Raw genomic sequence first — 16506 nt, forward strand, 5'->3', positions numbered from 1 at the left:
ACTCAACGTGGAGGAATGATGAACTCGCTCAACCCAACTGCTTCGCACTACCAGGTTCCGACCTTCGGTCTGTGGTACGACTTTCGCAATCCGGCTCAATGGCGGAAACCATTGGGTTCTCTCTATCGAGAATCGGTGGACCAGGTCGTCTGGGCCGAATCACTCGGTTTCGGGTCAGCATGGTTGAGCGAGCATCATTTCGCCGAGGACGATTACGCGTCGTCTCCCCTGGTCGTTGCCGCGGCAATCGGTGCTCGCACGAAGACCATGCGCATCGGTACCAACATCATCGTGGCGGGACTACACGAACCGATGCGTCTGGCCGAGGATGCGGCAGCTCTGTCGTTCCTCACCGACAACCGTTTCGAGCTGGGACTCGGCCTCGGCTATCACGAGAAGGAATTCGCCGCGTTCGGGCGAAAAGTCAAGCAGCGCCCCAGTCTTCTCGAGGACGCCATTGCCGTGATTCGGCACGCCTGGGCCGGCACCGGTGAAGCCTACGAAGGCAAGCGGTTCTCGGTACCTGCGTTGCCGGTGACGCCGCTACCCGAGACGCCCCCGAGGATTCTGATCGGAGCACAGTCTCCGGTGGGAATCGATCGCGCCGCTCGACTGGCAGACGGTGTCATCACTCTGCAGAACGCCCACTTCACGGACTACCAGCAGTCGATCGAGCGGCACGGGAAGAACGTGGACGATGCCCGCATCTACGCCAGTCAATGGACAGTGGTGGCCGACGATCCGGAACGCACGTGGGCCGAGGTCGGCGAACACGCGCTCTACCAGATGAACAAGTACATCGAATGGGGCTCATTCGAGGGCCCCGATCAGCCGTCGTCGTTCGACAGCCCTCAGCACCTACTCGATGCCGGTGCCTACAAACTCATGGACGCCTCGATGGCGATCGACGAACTGGTGACCATGGCCACCGAGTTCCCCCAGATCCGCGACTTCCACTACTGGGCTCAACTCCCGGGCGAGTCCGTCGAATCCGGTTCCGCACGAATCCAATACATCGCCGACAAAGTCATTCCCGAGGTCACCCGCAAGCTCGGTGGTTGATCACTCCGGAATCTGCAGGACGACTCTCGACCGAGTGCCCGCGTCGACTCGGTCGTGAGCGTCGGCGATTCGGTCGAGAGGCAGCGGGTCGTCGACGGAGAGGGACAGCGCTCCCACGGAAGCGGCGTCGGTGAGATCGCGGGCGGCCGTCATCTTCACTTCCTGCGAGAAGTCGTCGCTACCCAGCAGCCGAATGGTGACGTTTTCGAACAACATCGGCCAGAACGGCAGGCTCGGTCGCGCGTCCCGTGTGCCGTACGCGGCAATAACGGTGTCGTTCTTCGCCACTGTCGCATCGAAGTCGATGTTGTCCGAGAACGACACTTCGACGATGCGGTCGACTCCACCTCCGGCGAATTCGCGTACCTGGGTTACTGCGTCGGGATCGTCCAGCGCGACCGCGAATTTCGTTCCTGACGCCCGGGCCTGTTCGAGGTCCGCACCGGTACGCACCGTTCCGATCACGGTCGCGCCTTTCCACCGCGCGAGCTGAGCAGCCAATGAACCGACACCGCCCAGTACTCCGTGGATCAGAACAGTTTTTCCCTCGACACTGCCGTCGCCGAACACGGCGCGGTGGGCGGTGATACCCGGAATCCCCAGGCAAGCGCCCACTTCGGGCGCTACGGAAGCCGGCAGCGCGACCGCCTGCCACTCGGGCACGACGGTGAATTGCGCAGCTGTTCCGAATGCGCGATACGACTGGGCACCGAACACCCAGACGCGCTCCCCCACCCGCGATTGTTCGACACCCGACCCGACAGCGTCGACGAACCCTGCACCGTCGCTGTGTGGCACGACTCGCGGATAGGACATCGATGACCCGAGCCATCCGCGTCGCTTCTTGGTGTCACCGGGATTCACCGAAGTAAGCTGCACCCGTACCCGGACCTCTCCGGGCCCTGGCTCGGGCGTCGGCAGCGTTCCGACCTCGAGAACCTCGTGCGCCGATCCCTGCGAGTCGTACCACGCGGCGATCATGCTGTTGCGGTCTGCGCGAGAACCTCTGCGGTGGTCGCGAATTCGGAAATATTGGTCAGTGCGAAGCTTTCGGCGGCATGCTGCCATTCCTGACTGAGGCTCGAGGTCGCATCGGTGACGAGGATCGGACGGTAGCCGTGGTCGGCCGCATCGCGAACGGTGTGCTCGACGGCCATGTTGGTCCAGACGCCCGCGACCAGAACATCCTTGATTCCGAGGTTACGAAGAAGTGTGTCGAGCATGGTGCCGTTGAAGGCGCTCATGCGGTTACGAATCAGGACCGGCTCGTCTTCACGCGCTTCGAGACCGTCGAGTCCTCGAGCTCCCCACGAACCCAATTTGAGCGAGTCCGGTCCGATCAGCTTGAAGATCGGAGCGTTGCTTCCGCCGAACGGTCGGCCGGGTAGAGACACGATGTGATTGTGAATCACCGGGATGGACTTCTCGCGAGCGAAGGCCAGCAGCTCGCGCACGTGCTTTTCGAGGTTCTGGTGTTGGGCGTGGTCGGCCGCCCCGAACGAGGCATACGCGCCGTCCGCGTGGACGTTGTCGTTCTGCAGATCCACAAGAACCAGCGCGGTGCGTTCGAGATCGAAAGTGGTAGTCATCGAAACCCTTACAGAGGAGGAGAGAAATCCGTCGGTACCCGACCACAGTACCTCGGTTCGATGTACGCATCGAACCGAGGTAGTTCTGACACAATGGCCACATGTTGGAACTCACCATCCTCGGGTTTCTGTCCGAAGGCTCCCTGCACGGATACGAACTCAAGCGCCGGGTCGCGCAGCTGACGGGATATGCCAGGCCGGTGAGCGACGGCACCCTGTATCCGGCGATCAAACGCCTGCACCGGGATGGATTGCTGGAACGACGTGCCGAACCCGGCGCGGGCCCGGCACGGTACGTGCTGACCATCACCGACGACGGGCGAGATGCGTTGGTGGCACGGCTGCGAGATCCACAGGCCAACGAAGTCTCGGATTTCTCGCGGTTCATCGTGGTGTTGACCTTCTTGTCCCTCGTACCGTCGGTCGAGGAACAGCACGCAGTGCTGCGCCGACGACTGGACTTCCTGGAGCAGCCGGCCAGTTTCTTCTACGACGAGGATCGAACCGTTCGAGCCGAAGAGATTCCGGACCTCTACCGACGTGGCCTGTTGCTCGTCGCGCGCGAAACGAGCCGCGCAGAACGAGCCTGGCTCACATCGATACTCGAGGGTTCTGCTGCGCGTCGCTGATCCGTTGCCTCACAGCCACCGAGGCGGTTCGTCGATCGCGCCGTCGACCGTCGAGCCGATCGATCCACGCCCTGCCGCCCACCTGGTCACTGCCTCGAGTCCACCGCTGACGGTCGTGGTCGTCGCTTCGTCGGTCACTGCGATCGGCTCACGCCCGTCCACTGCCAGGACCAACCCACTTCCCTCACCCTTCTTGCGCCACATCCCGACGATGTCGGTGAGCAAGCCCTCGTTCACCACCTCGGGAAAGTCCGCGAACCGCCCACCGTTGCCGAGATCCACCGCGTGGATCCACACTTCGCGAGTCCGCATCCAGATCGTTTCCGACGCTGGGACCGTGCGGCCCTGAGCCGTCCTGACCTCGGCCGCCCACGCTGACTCGGACGCAGTTCGCCACTTCTCGTCGAGCCGCGCGACCGTGTGGTCGAACAGGTTTCGAATGGCTGCGGCCGACAGCGTGGAACCCTCGTCGATCTCACGGCCGCGCTGCTGCGGTGACTCGTACATCGGCGTCTCCTCACCCGACGACGCCCAGTCCATCAACCTGCACAAAGCCGCAGCGTTGTAGCCGACGTGCGCAACCAGGTGGCGCCTGGTCCATCCCGCCAGCAGCGTCTCGCCGTCGAGTTCGGAATCGGTGAGCTCGGAGAGCCGCTGCGCGAAATACGAGGTACCGCGCCGGGCGATCAGAAGCCGCTCGACGAGCGACATGTCGTGAAAGGTCACCTCGAACGCGCCTTACTTGACGATGGTCTTGTTGCGGACCGAGCCGAGACCGTCGATGGTCACCTCGACGGTCTGCCCGTCCTGGATGTAGACACCAGGCTTGCGGGCATGTCCGACGCCTCCCGGGGTACCGGTGATCACGACGTCTCCCGGCTGCAAAGTCACGATGTGCGAGATGTACCCGACCAGCTTTGCAGGCGTGAACACGAGGTCGTCGGTGGTGGTCGTCTGCATGACTTTCCCCTCCAACGTCGTCTCGAGCGTGCCGCCGAAGGTGTACGAATCCGTCGTGGTGAGGAAGGGGCCGAAGCCGCTGGTCTTCTCGAACGTCTTGCCCTGGTCCCACTGCAACGTGCGGTACTGGTAGTCGCGCATCGTGTAGTCGTTCATGATCGAGTAGCCGGCAATGTATCTCTCGGCATCGGCCTCGGCCACTTGGTAGGCCTGCTTGCCGACGACGAAGGCCAGCTCGCCCTCCCAATCGAGCTGTGCTGCTGCGTAACTCGGGACCACGACGTCGTCGTACGGGCCCGTCAGCGCCTCACGGAACTTGGCGAACAGCGTCGGGTACTCGGGAAGATCACGGCCCATTTCTTTGATGTGGTTCGCGTAGTTCAGCCCGACGCAGATGATCTTGCCCGGTCGCGGAACCACGGGAGCGTAGTCCGCATCGGTCAATCGGAGCTGTTCGCCGTGCGCGTTCTCGGCCAGTTCACGCCAGTTCCCTTCGTCCAGGAGGGCGGACAAGTCGACGTAGCCGTCGATGACGGTGGCAGAATCGTCGCTGTCGACGCGCACTGCGGTAGTGGTGCCGTTTCGGCGCAGAGTAGCGAGTTTCATTGAGGTCAAGCTCCTTCGGAAAATACGGTGCGGGCAAAGTGCAGCTTCTCGACGATCGGTGCATCCGAGAACGCGAAGAGGTCGAACTGTGTGTCGGCTTCGATGGACCATTCCGTCCATGACGGGACGACGATCATGTCGCCCTTCGACACCGAACGCTGTTCGCCGGCGAGAACGAACCGTCCACTCCCCTCGAACACCTGATACACCGTGGAGCCGACATCACGTCGGGGTCGGGTGTGCGCACCCTGACGAAGTCGGTGGAACTCGGCTCGGATCGTCGGCATGACGTCGCCGCCATTGGTGGGATTGGTGTATCGAACTGCGGCATGCCCCGGTTCGGTGGTCGCCGCGAACCCCTCGTCCTCCAGGTCCAACTGTGCCTTCAACGCAGCATCGGTGTGCTCCCACCGATACGCGCTGATCGGCGAACTGGATTTGCTGTCGAGCCCGACGAGCGGGCGCAGGCCCGGATGAGCCCACAGACGCTCGGACCGAGAGATGTCCGGTGTCGAATCGTCGGTGACGTTCTCGGACCCGAACTCGAAGAAGCCGGTGTCGGTGTAATGAACGAACGGAATGTCGAGTCCGTCGATCCAGGCCATGGGCTGATCGGTCTCGTTGTGGTGCCCATGGAAGTTCCAACCCGGAGTGAGCAGGAAGTCGCCGCGCCGCATGGCGACGGGGTCGCCGTTGACCACCGTCCACACCCCTTCACCCTCGACGACGAAGCGGAACGCGTTCTGCGCGTGGCGGTGTTCCGGTGCGACCTCTTTGGGGCCGAGATACTGGATCGCTGCCCACAGCGTGGGAGTGATGTACGGGACCCCCGCCAGACCGGGGTTGGCCAGCGCGATGGCACGGCGCTCGCCACCTCGACCGACGGCAACGAGATCGCCTGCGCGCTGCGCCAGCGGGTACAGCGTCGACCACTTCCACACGAAGGGAACAGCTTTGGATTTCGGTGACATCGGCATCAGGTCGCCGAGCTGGGTCCACAGCGGCATGAGATTCTCGGACTCGAAGTCACGGTAGAGCTGCTCGAGTGCTGGGTCCTCGGGGTGCACTTCGGTGTCGGTCATAGGTTGCCTTCCTGATCTGCGTCGAGTCGTGTGCGGATGTCCTCACGCATGGCCTTCTTGTCCAACTTGCCTACTTTCGTGGTGGGTATCGCATCCACGATCACCAACCGCTCGGGGAGTTTGAACCGAGCGACACCCGCGGAATTCATCACCGCGAGAACGTCGTCCAGAGTCACGTGGGCACCCGCGGCAACGGAGACGTACAGGCACAGGCGCTCGCCCAGGACTGGATCCGGCATTGCCACGGCCGCAGCCATCTCGATGCCGTCGACCTGGTAGGCGAAGTTCTCCACTTCCTCGGCCGAGATCTTTTCGCCACCCCGATTGATCATGTCCTTGTCGCGACCTGCCACGACGAGGTTCCCGTCGGGTCGGCGGATAACGATGTCGCCACTGGCGTACCACCCGTCCGCAGTGAAAGCGCGAGAGTTGTGTTCGGGCGCCCGGAAATAGCCGCGTGGGGTGTACGGACCGCGGGTCAGTAGCGCTCCGGGAGTTCCGTCGTCGACCGGCTCTCCGAGCTCGTCGACAACGGCGATCTCGTCGGCCTCGCTGACCGGCCGCCCCTGGGTATTGGTGATGACCTCGAGGTCGTCGTTCAATCGGGTCATGTTGATCAGGCCCTCGGCCATCCCGAAGACCTGCTGAAGACGTGCGCCCAGGACCGGTTCCACTCGCGCCGCCAATTCGTCGGGCATCCGGGAACCACCGACCTGGAGAACCTTCAAGCTGGATCCGGTCAACGTGCCATGCTCACGCTGGTACTCGATCCAGGACTGGGCAACGGCGGGTACGACGGTTGCCACGGTCACCGACTCGCTGTCGATTGCGAGCAATGCCCTGTCCGGTCTCGCCGACGGAAGCATCACCGTGCGTCCACCCGCGAACAGGGTGCCCAGAATTCCTGGACAGGCCAACGGGAAATTGTGACTGCTCGGTAGTGCACCGAGGTACACGGTGTCCGAGGTGATTTCGGAGATCGCGTTACAGCGGATGATGTTGTAGGCGTAGTCGTCGTGCGTACGAACGATCAGTTTGGGAAGCCCGGTCGTCCCACCGGACAGCAGGAAGCACGCAACATCCTCGCCCGCGGGGTCGTAGTCGGCATCGGAAAACGAGGGAATCGTCGTCGAGGCGTCCGCCAGGCTGAACTCGGGAGTCGACGTATTTTCCCCGGAGCTCAGGTCACCGTGGACCAACACCGCCCGCACGGACGGAACCTCGGCCGCAACCTCTTGCGCGGTGGACCTCAGGTCGGTGTCCTTGTCGGTGTCTGCGACCACGATGGCCACGGCGTCCGAGAGAGCCGCCAGGTGCGTCAGCTCGTGTCGTCGGTGAGCAGGCAGCGCCATCACCGGTACGGCACCGATGCGGAAGCACCCCAGGGTGAGAGCAACAAATTCCCACGAATTGGGAAGCTGCAGAACAATTCTGTCGCCAGGTTCGACATCGAGATTCAGAAGCGCTTGCCCCATCGACGCCGACCGGTCCCACAGTTGGCGGTACGTCAACCTGATCGAGCCGTCGACCAGCGCCTCGGCGTCTGGATGCAGGTCGACCTGCTCCGCGATGTGCGAGCCCAACGATCGACCGCTCCAGTACCCGGCTTCGCGATAACGGCGAGCATCGTCGGCAGGCCACGGCACGACACCGTCGATCGAGACGGGGGTCCGGGTACTCATCACCGATCTCCTTCTGTAGCAGTGTGTCCGGCCCCGACGACGACGGCGTCGAGCGCGATCAGACCGTCCGAGGTCAGTCGCAACGGATTGATTTCGAGATCGCCGATCTCGTCGTGATTCGAGACGTAGGCCGCCAACGCGACTGCTGCGCGGCCGAACTCGTTTCTGTCCAGGCTCGGTCCGCCGCGCCATCCGTGCAGGAGAGCGGCCGTGTGGAGATCGTCGAGCATCGTCGTCGCAGCGGACAGCGTGAGCTCACCACTGCGGATGGCCACGTCGCCGATCGCCTCTGCTGCGGTTCCACCCAAACCTGCCACGACGATCGGTCCGAACACTGCGTCTCTCCGCACACCGAGGAAGAGATCGACGCCGGAGCCGGCCATGGTCTCGAGCAGGTACGCCGGTGCCCCGATCGAATCGAGGGCGTCCAACGCGGTGTCCAGTTCCTCTGTCGTGCGAACGAACAGGTGGACTCCGCCGATTTCGGTCTTGTGCAGAACCGACGCGTCGAGGATCTTGACTGCAACGGGATGTTCCAGTTCGGCGAATGCACTGTGCGCATCTGCTCTGGTCTTCGCTACCCGCCGGTCGGGTGTCCGAATACCCAACGCGTCCAACAGGTCCTTACCCGCAGACTCATCGAGAGGAAGCGTGATGGGTGGCCCGGCCGGTGGACGAAAATCCTCCGTGTGCGCTCGACCGTGTCGGAGTTTGGCGTCGTCGACGAGAGCTCGCACCCCGTTGGCCAACGATGTGGGGCTCGAGAGCACCGGCAGGTCGAGGACAGCGGCCGATACGGTCGCTGCGCGCACTGCTTCTCTCGGTCCGCCGATACCGAGTACGACGGGCAACTGCTCGTGCACCGCGGACGTTCCGACAGCGCCTGCGAGGTCGATCGCGTCGGGTTCGGCAAGGGCGTACACGGCCAGCGCGTCGACTTCCGAGTCGTCCGCCGTGGCCTGGAGGACATCCGCGAAGGTGGCCGCGGGCCTGCCGGTGTCGACGGGGTTTGCCTGGTAGGTCATCGGCGGCAGCAGGTCGGACAACCGACGCTGCGTGGTGTCGGACAGCGTCGGAACACGTACCCCGCCGGCCAGCAGCGCATCGAGAACCATCAATCCGGGACCGGCTTGTGCGGTGACGAGGCCTATTCCCGGAGATGCGGACGCGGGTAGGCGCGTACGGCCGAGTACGGCGAGGGCATCCACCAGGTGGTGTTCGTGCTCGACGACCACGGCACCCGCTTCGGTGAGCAGTGCGCGCGTGGTCCGCCACGACGTGGCGAGCGCACCCGTGTGAGACTCCGAGAACGCGGAGACATCACTTCGACCCACCACGATGGCCACCACCGGCTTCACTGCACTCACGTCTGCGACCGCCGACAACAGCGCGCGGCCGTCGTCGACGGACTCGACGTGCAGTGCGATTGCCGTGATCGCATCGTCGTGCTGGAGGTAGCGCAGCACGTCGACATTCGTGACGTCGACGCTGTTTCCGAGACCGACACCGAGGCCGACGCCGACGCCGTTCTCGGACAACAGGAACGACAGCGCGTGGTTCATGCCCCCGCTCGCTGCGACGACGGCGACCGTACCCGCGGCGATGTGCTCGACAGTCGGGACGAAGCTGACCGTGGAATGACCGGGGCGGAAGAAACCGGATGTGTTGGGACCGAGCAATCGAATGCCGGTTTCGGACGTGATGTCGTGGAGGCGGCGTTGCAGCTCGATGCCGTCGTCGCCGGCCTCGGCGAAGCCGCCGGAACAGATCAATGCTGCCCGTACCCCGGCGTCGGCCGCTTCCTGCAGCGCTGCGGGCGTCGCGGCAGCAGGGATGCACAGAACCGCCAGATCGATTGCTGTGCCATGGGATCGAACTGCGTTCGCGATCGACGTGCTGAATCCCTCGGCGGAACCGCGTGGATTGATTCCGTACGTGGTGACAGCGCCGCGGCTTCCCTTGTCGATGGCAGCGAGCATCACCGAGCCGAGCTTTTCGGGTGCACTCGAGGCACCGAACACCGCAATCGACGTTGGACTGAACAGCGCGGAGAGGGAATCGGTAGCATTTTCCACGCCCGGGACAGACGGCGGAACGTGTGTCGTTGTCATGATTCCGACCTCGACGGTGCAGCGCCGCTCTCGGGTTCGTCCAGCTCGCCGAAAGCGACCGCGTCAGCGCGCCCGGACAGGACCAGCGTTGCTGCACAATCTCTTCGGTCGACCGCGCGGCGGGAGCGAACGGACGATTCCTGCTCGATCACAATTGCCGCAACGTGGTGTCGCAGCCGTACGTACTCCGAGGCGAGTACCCGCGACAGTTCCGTTCCCCCTCTGATGATCACCGCCGCCGGCCCCGTTTCACACACGTCATCGAGGCGTGACACAGAAGCGTCGTCCAGAGCGGTGCGGTCGGAATCGGGTGCAGAGAACAGCGGCTCGGCCTCGTGCGCAGACTGGTTCGCAACGAGAATCGACGTGCCATCGGTCAGGGTCACCGAGTCTGCCGTGGCAGCGGTGACGGACAACAGCCGCGAGTCGAGCGCGACCGCCCCGACTTTGAGAGGAGTCTCGAGCGGGGCAGCACCGTGCTGCTCGTGCCACGCGCGTTCGGCAACCTCGACGAACTGCGGGTCTCGAACTCGTATCTTCTCGGCGGAGATGGACCGCGTGAAGAAATGGAACCCGAACTGCCACGGTTCCAGTTCGCGGTAGTACTCCCCGAAGTGGTCCCACCACGCGAGGCTGGGAACCGACGAATTCTGGACCTTGGCCACCTGGGGGCGCCGAATCTGCTCGAACTCCGACAGAGCCGCATCGAGATCGGACGCGTGTTCGGCTACGGTCTGCGCGAGGACGGCTGCATCCTCCATGGCCATCTTCGTCCCTGACCCGACCGAGAAGTGGGCGGTGTGCATGGCGTCGCCGAGGAACACCACCGGCGTTCCTCGTTCGGTGCGACTGTGCCAGCGTCCGGTGCGCCGCGTTTTGAAGTTCGCCCACCGCGAGTTGTTCGCTACCAGTTTCGCACCGTCGATGCGATCGGCGAACAGGTCTTCGAGGTAGCGCTGCGAGATGGCATCCGACTCGCCGGGAGGGGACGACATGTCGAAACCGTCCAGACCCGCTTTTCGCCATGTGTCTTCGTCCGTCTCGACGATGAACGTACTCAGATCGGATCCGATCGGGTAAGCGTGTACGGCGAAATTTCCATGCTCGGACTGCTTGTGCAGGAAGGTGAGTCCGTCGAATTGGAATGTCGTGCCGAACCAGATGAATTTCACGGTCGCTTCCTCGACCGAATGGTCCAGATCCGCCGCGAACGAGTCTCGAGAAGCGGAGTTGGTGCCGTCGGCTGCGACGATCAGGTCGTACCCGCCGTCCTCGTCGAGTGACTGCACGGATGCAGTGGTCGAGTAGTGCAGTTTCGCGCCCAATTCGAGAGCACGGTGCCGAAGTGCACCGAGCAACACCCGACGATGCACGGCGGACATGCCGTTGCCCCCAGCAGCGGTGACCTCACCTTTGGCGTGGACTTCGATGCTGTCCCAATGGCGGCCGTGATCGGCGAGGGTGTCCCGGAGGACGGGGTCGACTCGATCGATGTTGTCGAGAGTGGCATCGGAGAACACGACACCGAAACCGAACACGTCGCTCTCGTGGTTTCGTTCGTACACCTCAACGGTGGCGTCAGGTGCGCTGTGCGCCAATGCGATTGCTGTGAAGAGACCACCTGGACCGCCTCCGATACACGCAATTCGCAGCGGCGTCGAAGTGGCAGTTCGGTGTTGTTCTGGGATGGACATCGATGTCGGCCCCTAGCGTGGAGTGAGGGCCCGGATCTCGGGCGACCAATTTATTGTGTGTCATAAAACTACTCAAAGTCAATCTTTTTGTTACATATAGACCGTCTAGGGCCTTGGCGGCGACGCATCCCCTGAGGCTTGGAGCACGAACGCCTCGGCACTCGTCCGCAGTTCGTCGTGACATTCGGTGAACACCTCGTGCGCAGCACGACCACGCCAACCCGGCGGCAACAAAGTGTCGGGCAGGTCGGGATCACGGAACGGGTAACGACGGTAGTTCTGAATCAGTTTCATTCGTTCGACCAGCGCCTGCCGGCCTTCGAGACCACGACGGAAGCCCGCCAATCGCGGCTGGAACTCCTCGATGAATGCCTGATACTCACTCCCGAGTTCGGCGAGGTCCCAGCAACGATCGGCTATGGAGCGATCGTTCGTCAGCCCGGATGTCTGACTCCGCAGGAATTGGATCCGCAATTCGTCTTCCCCGCTGAGCATCTCGCGCAACTGCTTCTCCCTGTCATGCGGCGAGAACCATGCCGCAGAACCGTATTCGCCGAACCCGTACCAGTTCAGGGCCGTCTCGATGCGCTTGCGCTGCTCTCGCCCCAGCCCCTCCTCATCGACCAGGGCCTGCGTCCAAGTACGGTCCCAATCGTCGAAGTGCCGCTCGAAGATACGAGCCCGACCGTCGTCGAGAAGTCGCCAACTCTTTTCGTTGAGCAGGTAGGAGACCTCTCGACCACTCTTGGTCGAGTCGAACCACCCCTCTTTGCGCAACCGCGCCATCACGACGCGCACCGTCGCCGATTCGATACCGAACACCTCCATCAGCTCCGTCAGAGTGCCCAACTTGGCCGCTCCCCCGGTGTAACGGAAGTACTCCCCGTACAGGTCGAACACCAGAGCACGTGGTCGCATCGACCTCTCCTCCCACCTGCGTCGATCACCGATCGACTTAAATGTGTCATTCCTCTTGACTTTCATGACCATTCTGTCACATAGTGACTGTACTCACATAGCCGACTCGCACATTCGATGCAATCCGAAGCTGCGCGAGATCGCATCGGCCGGTGTTCCAACACCTATCATCGGAGGAATCAGGTGAATCCCCTGGCCACGAATGGGCCAAGCCCGTCGGGCACCCGCCGTTCCAGCTCGACCGTCGTAGCTCTCTGCTTCGTGATCATCGTCTTCGACGGCTACGACCTCGTCGTCTACGGAACCACTGTCCCCTCTCTTCTCGCGTACCAGCAATGGGAGCTGACACCGGGCCAGGTCGGCACCATCGGTAGCTACGCGCTGATGGGGATGCTTCTCGGCGCTCTGCTGTCCGGCTGGCTCGCACCCAGAGTCGGAGCACGCGCGATCATTCTGACCTCGTTGATCTCCTTCTCGGTTCTCATGGGCCTGACCGCACTGGCCCCCAACCCGGAGATCTTCGGTCTCCTCCGCTTCCTCGGCGGTCTGGGACTCGGCGGTGTCGTTCCGACGGTCATCGCCCTGACCATCGAGTATTCGCCCCCTGCACGTCGCCAGTTCAACAATGCTCTGATGTACAGCGGTTACTCGGTGGGCGGCGTGCTGGCCGCGCTGTCTGCCCTGGCATTGCTTCCCGAGAACAGTTTCCGCGTCATGTACGCGCTCGGACTGCTTCCGCTCGTCACCATCGTCCCGCTGACGTGGCGCTACCTTCCTGAATCGGCCGCATTCCTTGTCGGCAAGGGCAGGAACGACGAAGCCCAGGCTCTCGCCGAGAAATTCGGCATCACTGCCGCCCCGGCCACTACATCCGAGACCCGCGGCACGATGTCCTCGTTGTTCACCGGGGCACGCAGAGTTCCGTTGGCGTTGCTCGTCGTGGCATCCTTCTGCGGTTTGCTGCTCGTATACGGCGTCAATACCTGGCTACCCAACATCATGCGTCAGGCCGGTTACTCGCTCGGCAGTTCTCTGACATTTCTTCTCGTACTCAATCTCGGTGCGATAGCCGGGGCTCTGATCGCGTCCCGAATCGCAGATCGATTCGGCAGCAAGCCGGTGACCGTAACCTCCTTCCTGCTCGCCGTCCTCGCCATTCTTTCCTTGAGTCTCGGGTTGCCGCTCTATGCCGCCATGATCGTGGTCGCCATCGCAGGGCTCGGCACAGTGGGAACGCAGATACTCGTCAACGGTTACGTTGCAACATATTTCGGTGACAGAGATCGAACGTCCGCCCTCGGATTGTCCCTGGGGCTCGGACGAGTGGGTGCGATATTCGGGCCGATTCTCGGAGGATGGATCGCATCCTCGGCACTGGGCGTCGACTGGAACTTCTACTCGTTCGCAGCATTCGCCGGAATCGGTTGCCTCGCTGTTCTATTCGTCAGTGATCGACACTCCGCCAACCGGCAGCACGCCGACCGTTCCACCGCCACCACCGTGTCGCCCGCTGTGCGGGTGGACACCGAATCGAAAGAAGCACACTCGTGAGCACCACCGTTACCGCCGCTGTAGCCCGCGCCACCGGCGATCCTCTCACCATCGAGAAGCTCGAACTCGACGACCTCCGAGCCAACGAGGTGCGGGTCCGCATCGTCGCGTCCGGCGTGTGCCACACTGACGCCATCGTCCGGGACGGCATCTACCCGACGCCCCTGCCCGCCGTCCTCGGACACGAGGGTGCAGGCGTCGTCGAAGCGATCGGCTCCGATATCACCACCGTCGAGGTCGGCGATCACGTCGTCCTCTCCGCTGCCTACTGCGGCAAGTGTGTGCAGTGCCGATCGGGACGAGTTGCATACTGCGAGAACTTGTTCGCCGAAGATTTCGGAGGTGCGCGCCGCGACGGCTCCACCTCACTGTCTGCCGGCGAGGAAGCCATTTCCTCGCACTTCTTCGGGCAGTCCGCATTTTCCACTTACGCCAACGTGGTGGAGACCAGCGTGATCAAGGTGGACAAGAAGGCACCGCTCGAGATCATCGCCCCTCTCGGCTGCGGCTTGCAGACCGGCGCGGGCGCGATACTCAACGACCTGCGGCCGGCACCCGGCACTTCGATCGCAGTATTCGGCACCGGTGCCGTCGGATCTGCCGCCATCATGGCCGCCCAGATCGCAGGCTGCACCACGGTGGTGGCCATCGACCTGCACGACTCGCGACTCGAACTGGCCAAGACCATCGGAGCCACTCACACCATCAACGGCAAGAGCGAGGATGTGCTCGCTGAACTGGACAAGATCACCGGAGGCAAGGGGCTCGACTATGCGCTGGACACCACAGCGGTTCCCTCAGTGCTTCAGCAGGCGGCCGCGTCCCTGGGCATCGGAGGAACTGTGGCGCTGGTCGGTGCGGCAGCACCGGGCACGGACGTCACTTTCGAGATCGGCGCGTCACTGGTCAAGGGATGGACGTTCAAGACCATCATTCAAGGGAGCTCGGTGCCTCAGCAGTTCATTCCGCGGCTGGTTCTTCTCTGGGAGCAGGGACGCTTCCCCTTCGACAAGCTCATCAAGAACTACACGCTCGAGGACATCAATACCGCGTTCGCAGATTCCGAGAACGGATCGACCGTCAAACCCGTTGTCGTCTTTTGATCACGTCACCCCCACGTCGCACAACAACCAGGAGAAACGCACATGACCACCATGAACGACCTGCTCACTGTCGGCCATCTCATCGACAACGAGTTGACCGACTCCGATCGATACGACGACGTCGTGGATCCAGGCAGGCTGAGTGACGTAGCCGCCCGCGTCGCCGTCGGCACACCCGACGATGTGGATCGCGCAGTGAAGGCAGCGCACCGCGCGTATCTGTCCTGGCGCAACGTCGACCCGGCGGAACGCGCACGCCTGATGCTCGCTGCTGCAGATGCGTTGGCGGGCAGCGGTTCCGATCTCGCAGCGCAGCTCGTGCGTGAGCACGGAGGAATGCTGTGGGAAGCGCAGACCGACTTCGGCCTCGGCACCGGCGTCATGCAACATACTGCCAGCCTGGTCGACGGATTCTTCGATCCCGTCCAGTTCGACGACGACGAAAGCTTCATCAGTGTCGAGCGGGTGCCCCGCGGCGTCGTCGGGGCCGTCGTTCCGTGGAACATGCCCGTGGTGCTGACCATGATGAAGCTCGCTCCCGCGTTGGCCACAGGGAACACGATCGTCATCAAGCCGTCGCCTTTCGCGCCGGCCGCACTGACCGTGGCGTTGCATCGCATGGCCCAAACCCTCCCCGCCGGCGTCATCAACGTCGTTCACGGCAATGCCGATGTGGGACAGGCTCTCACCTCCCATCCACTCGTTCGCAAGATCGGCTTCACCGGGGGTACGGCAACTGCAGGCCGGGTGATGGCGGCAGCTGCGGGGACCATCAAGAACCTGACCCTCGAACTCGGCGGCAACGACCCGGCCATTGTGCTCGACGATGTCGACATCGATGCAGCTCTGGACCGGATGCTCAAGGGTGTATTCACTCGCTCGGGCCAGATCTGCTTCGCCGTCAAGCGAATCTACGTTCCACGCGCCCTGTACGGCACATTTGCCGACGCCTTCTGCGAGCGTGTGGACCAGTACTCGGTCGGCCACGGCCTCGACGAAAGTGCCAGCTTCGGGCCGATGAACAACAAGACTCAGTACGACTCGGTGAACGCACTCATCGAAGAGACGAAGAACTCGTCCGCGAAGATCGTGCAGCTCGGACGTAAGCTCGATTCCGCATCCGACGGTTACTACATTCTTCCCCACGTAGTCCGCGACGTGGAACATTCCGCACCGGTCAGCAGCTGCGAGCAGTTCGGACCGGTCATCCCGTTGATCGCGTACGACGACGAGAACCAGGTCGTCGAGTGGGCGAACGACTCCGAGTACGGGCTCGGCTCCTCGGTATGGACCACCGATCCCGATCGCGGTCTTGCCATTGCGCGTCGAATCGAAGCCGGCAGCACGTTCATCAACACTCACGCCTTCGAGTCACTCGATCTGCGAATGCCGTTCGGCGGGGTGAAGCAGAGCGGAATCGGCCGTGAATTCGGTGAAGCCGGAATGCGCGAGTACGTCGACGAGCACTCGATTCGGCTGCTCAAGTGACCGCCACCCGTATCCTGTTTCGACCTCGATG

The 16506-nt window shown here is 63.0% G+C and carries 14 protein-coding genes; 5 read left to right on the forward strand and 9 right to left on the reverse strand.

From position 1 onward, the window contains the following. The first annotated feature begins 15 nt into the window (after window positions 1–15). Entirely contained in the window at window positions 16–1062 is a 1047-nt protein-coding gene (locus CH283_RS09360; protein WP_255183160.1) for an LLM class flavin-dependent oxidoreductase, read from the forward strand. On the opposite strand, the gene CH283_RS09365 is transcribed toward CH283_RS09360, so the two are convergent. Together CH283_RS09365 and CH283_RS09370 are read right to left on the reverse strand one after the other, a co-directional pair. Next, window positions 1063–2043, reverse strand: coding sequence for an NADPH:quinone reductase (locus CH283_RS09365; protein ID WP_094641630.1), 981 nt, complete (start codon window positions 2041–2043; stop codon window positions 1063–1065). Further along, window positions 2040–2651: an isochorismatase family cysteine hydrolase gene (locus CH283_RS09370; RefSeq protein ID WP_094641628.1), complete on the reverse strand. Its 612-nt coding sequence runs from the start codon at window positions 2649–2651 to the stop codon at window positions 2040–2042. The genes CH283_RS09365 and CH283_RS09370 overlap by 4 nt, the downstream gene beginning before the upstream one ends. 101 nt (window positions 2652–2752) lie before the next feature. Here CH283_RS09370 and CH283_RS09375 point away from each other — a divergent pair, with 101 nt between their 5' ends. Then, a complete protein-coding gene (locus tag CH283_RS09375; RefSeq protein WP_094641626.1) occupies window positions 2753–3280 on the forward strand; it encodes a PadR family transcriptional regulator in 528 nt (175 codons plus the stop codon). 9 nt (window positions 3281–3289) lie between these two features. Here CH283_RS09375 and CH283_RS09380 read toward each other — a convergent pair whose 3' ends face one another. From CH283_RS09380 to CH283_RS09410, 7 genes are all read right to left on the reverse strand, one after another. Then, window positions 3290–4006 (reverse strand): maleylpyruvate isomerase family mycothiol-dependent enzyme, encoded by a 717-nt coding sequence (locus tag CH283_RS09380; RefSeq protein WP_094641624.1) that lies wholly within the window; start codon window positions 4004–4006, stop codon window positions 3290–3292. Window positions 4007–4018: 12 nt separating this feature from the next. Then, window positions 4019–4846 (reverse strand): fumarylacetoacetate hydrolase family protein, encoded by an 828-nt coding sequence (locus tag CH283_RS09385; RefSeq protein WP_094641622.1) that lies wholly within the window; start codon window positions 4844–4846, stop codon window positions 4019–4021. 5 nt (window positions 4847–4851) lie between these two features. Then, a complete protein-coding gene (locus CH283_RS09390; protein ID WP_094641620.1) occupies window positions 4852–5928 on the reverse strand; it encodes a cupin domain-containing protein in 1077 nt (358 codons plus the stop codon). Then, complete coding sequence (locus CH283_RS09395) at window positions 5925–7610, reverse strand: (2,3-dihydroxybenzoyl)adenylate synthase (RefSeq protein WP_094641618.1); 1686 nt, start codon at window positions 7608–7610, stop codon at window positions 5925–5927. Before CH283_RS09395 ends, CH283_RS09390 begins: the two co-directional genes overlap by 4 nt. Then, complete coding sequence (locus CH283_RS09400) at window positions 7610–9721, reverse strand: acetate--CoA ligase family protein (protein WP_094641616.1); 2112 nt, start codon at window positions 9719–9721, stop codon at window positions 7610–7612. Before CH283_RS09400 ends, CH283_RS09395 begins: the two co-directional genes overlap by 1 nt. Beyond that, window positions 9718–11415, reverse strand: coding sequence for an FAD-dependent monooxygenase (locus CH283_RS09405; protein WP_094641614.1), 1698 nt, complete (start codon window positions 11413–11415; stop codon window positions 9718–9720). The genes CH283_RS09400 and CH283_RS09405 overlap by 4 nt, the downstream gene beginning before the upstream one ends. Window positions 11416–11520: 105 nt before the next feature. Then, window positions 11521–12333: a PaaX family transcriptional regulator gene (locus tag CH283_RS09410; RefSeq protein WP_094641612.1), complete on the reverse strand. Its 813-nt coding sequence runs from the start codon at window positions 12331–12333 to the stop codon at window positions 11521–11523. Between the two features lie 261 nt (window positions 12334–12594). Here CH283_RS09410 and CH283_RS09415 point away from each other — a divergent pair, with 261 nt between their 5' ends. Genes CH283_RS09415 through CH283_RS09425 form a run of 3 tightly spaced genes read left to right on the forward strand, consistent with a single transcriptional unit; the run spans window position 12595 to window position 16475 of the window. Beyond that, window positions 12595–13884: an MFS transporter gene (locus CH283_RS09415; RefSeq protein ID WP_255183162.1), complete on the forward strand. Its 1290-nt coding sequence runs from the start codon at window positions 12595–12597 to the stop codon at window positions 13882–13884. After that, on the forward strand, window positions 13881–14987 hold the full coding sequence (locus tag CH283_RS09420; protein WP_094641608.1) for an NAD(P)-dependent alcohol dehydrogenase: 1107 nt from the start codon (window positions 13881–13883) through the stop codon (window positions 14985–14987). The genes CH283_RS09415 and CH283_RS09420 overlap by 4 nt, the downstream gene beginning before the upstream one ends. A gap of 42 nt (window positions 14988–15029) precedes the next feature. After that, entirely contained in the window at window positions 15030–16475 is a 1446-nt protein-coding gene (locus CH283_RS09425) for an aldehyde dehydrogenase family protein (RefSeq protein WP_094641606.1), read from the forward strand. The last annotated feature ends 31 nt before the right edge of the window (window positions 16476–16506 follow it).

The sequence above is a fragment of the Rhodococcus sp. 05-2254-2 genome, from assembly GCF_002259095.1.
In the GTDB taxonomy this organism is placed as follows: Bacteria; Actinomycetota; Actinomycetes; order Mycobacteriales; family Mycobacteriaceae; genus Rhodococcoides.

Coding starts and splice junctions, on each gene's coding strand:
- CH283_RS09360 (WP_255183160.1), top strand. CDS start 16: ATGATGAACTCGCTCAACCCAACTGCTTCGCACTACCAGGTTCCGACC.
- CH283_RS09385 (WP_094641622.1), bottom strand. CDS start 4,846: ATGAAACTCGCTACTCTGCGCCGAAACGGCACCACTACCGCAGTGCGC.
- CH283_RS09370 (WP_094641628.1), bottom strand. CDS start 2,651: ATGACTACCACTTTCGATCTCGAACGCACCGCGCTGGTTCTTGTGGAT.
- CH283_RS09390 (WP_094641620.1), bottom strand. CDS start 5,928: ATGACCGACACCGAAGTGCACCCCGAGGACCCAGCACTCGAGCAGCTC.
- CH283_RS09410 (WP_094641612.1), bottom strand. CDS start 12,333: ATGCGACCACGTGCTCTGGTGTTCGACCTGTACGGGGAGTACTTCCGT.
- CH283_RS09400 (WP_094641616.1), bottom strand. CDS start 9,721: ATGACAACGACACACGTTCCGCCGTCTGTCCCGGGCGTGGAAAATGCT.
- CH283_RS09365 (WP_094641630.1), bottom strand. CDS start 2,043: ATGATCGCCGCGTGGTACGACTCGCAGGGATCGGCGCACGAGGTTCTC.
- CH283_RS09405 (WP_094641614.1), bottom strand. CDS start 11,415: ATGTCCATCCCAGAACAACACCGAACTGCCACTTCGACGCCGCTGCGA.
- CH283_RS09375 (WP_094641626.1), top strand. CDS start 2,753: ATGTTGGAACTCACCATCCTCGGGTTTCTGTCCGAAGGCTCCCTGCAC.
- CH283_RS09395 (WP_094641618.1), bottom strand. CDS start 7,610: ATGAGTACCCGGACCCCCGTCTCGATCGACGGTGTCGTGCCGTGGCCT.
- CH283_RS09425 (WP_094641606.1), top strand. CDS start 15,030: ATGACCACCATGAACGACCTGCTCACTGTCGGCCATCTCATCGACAAC.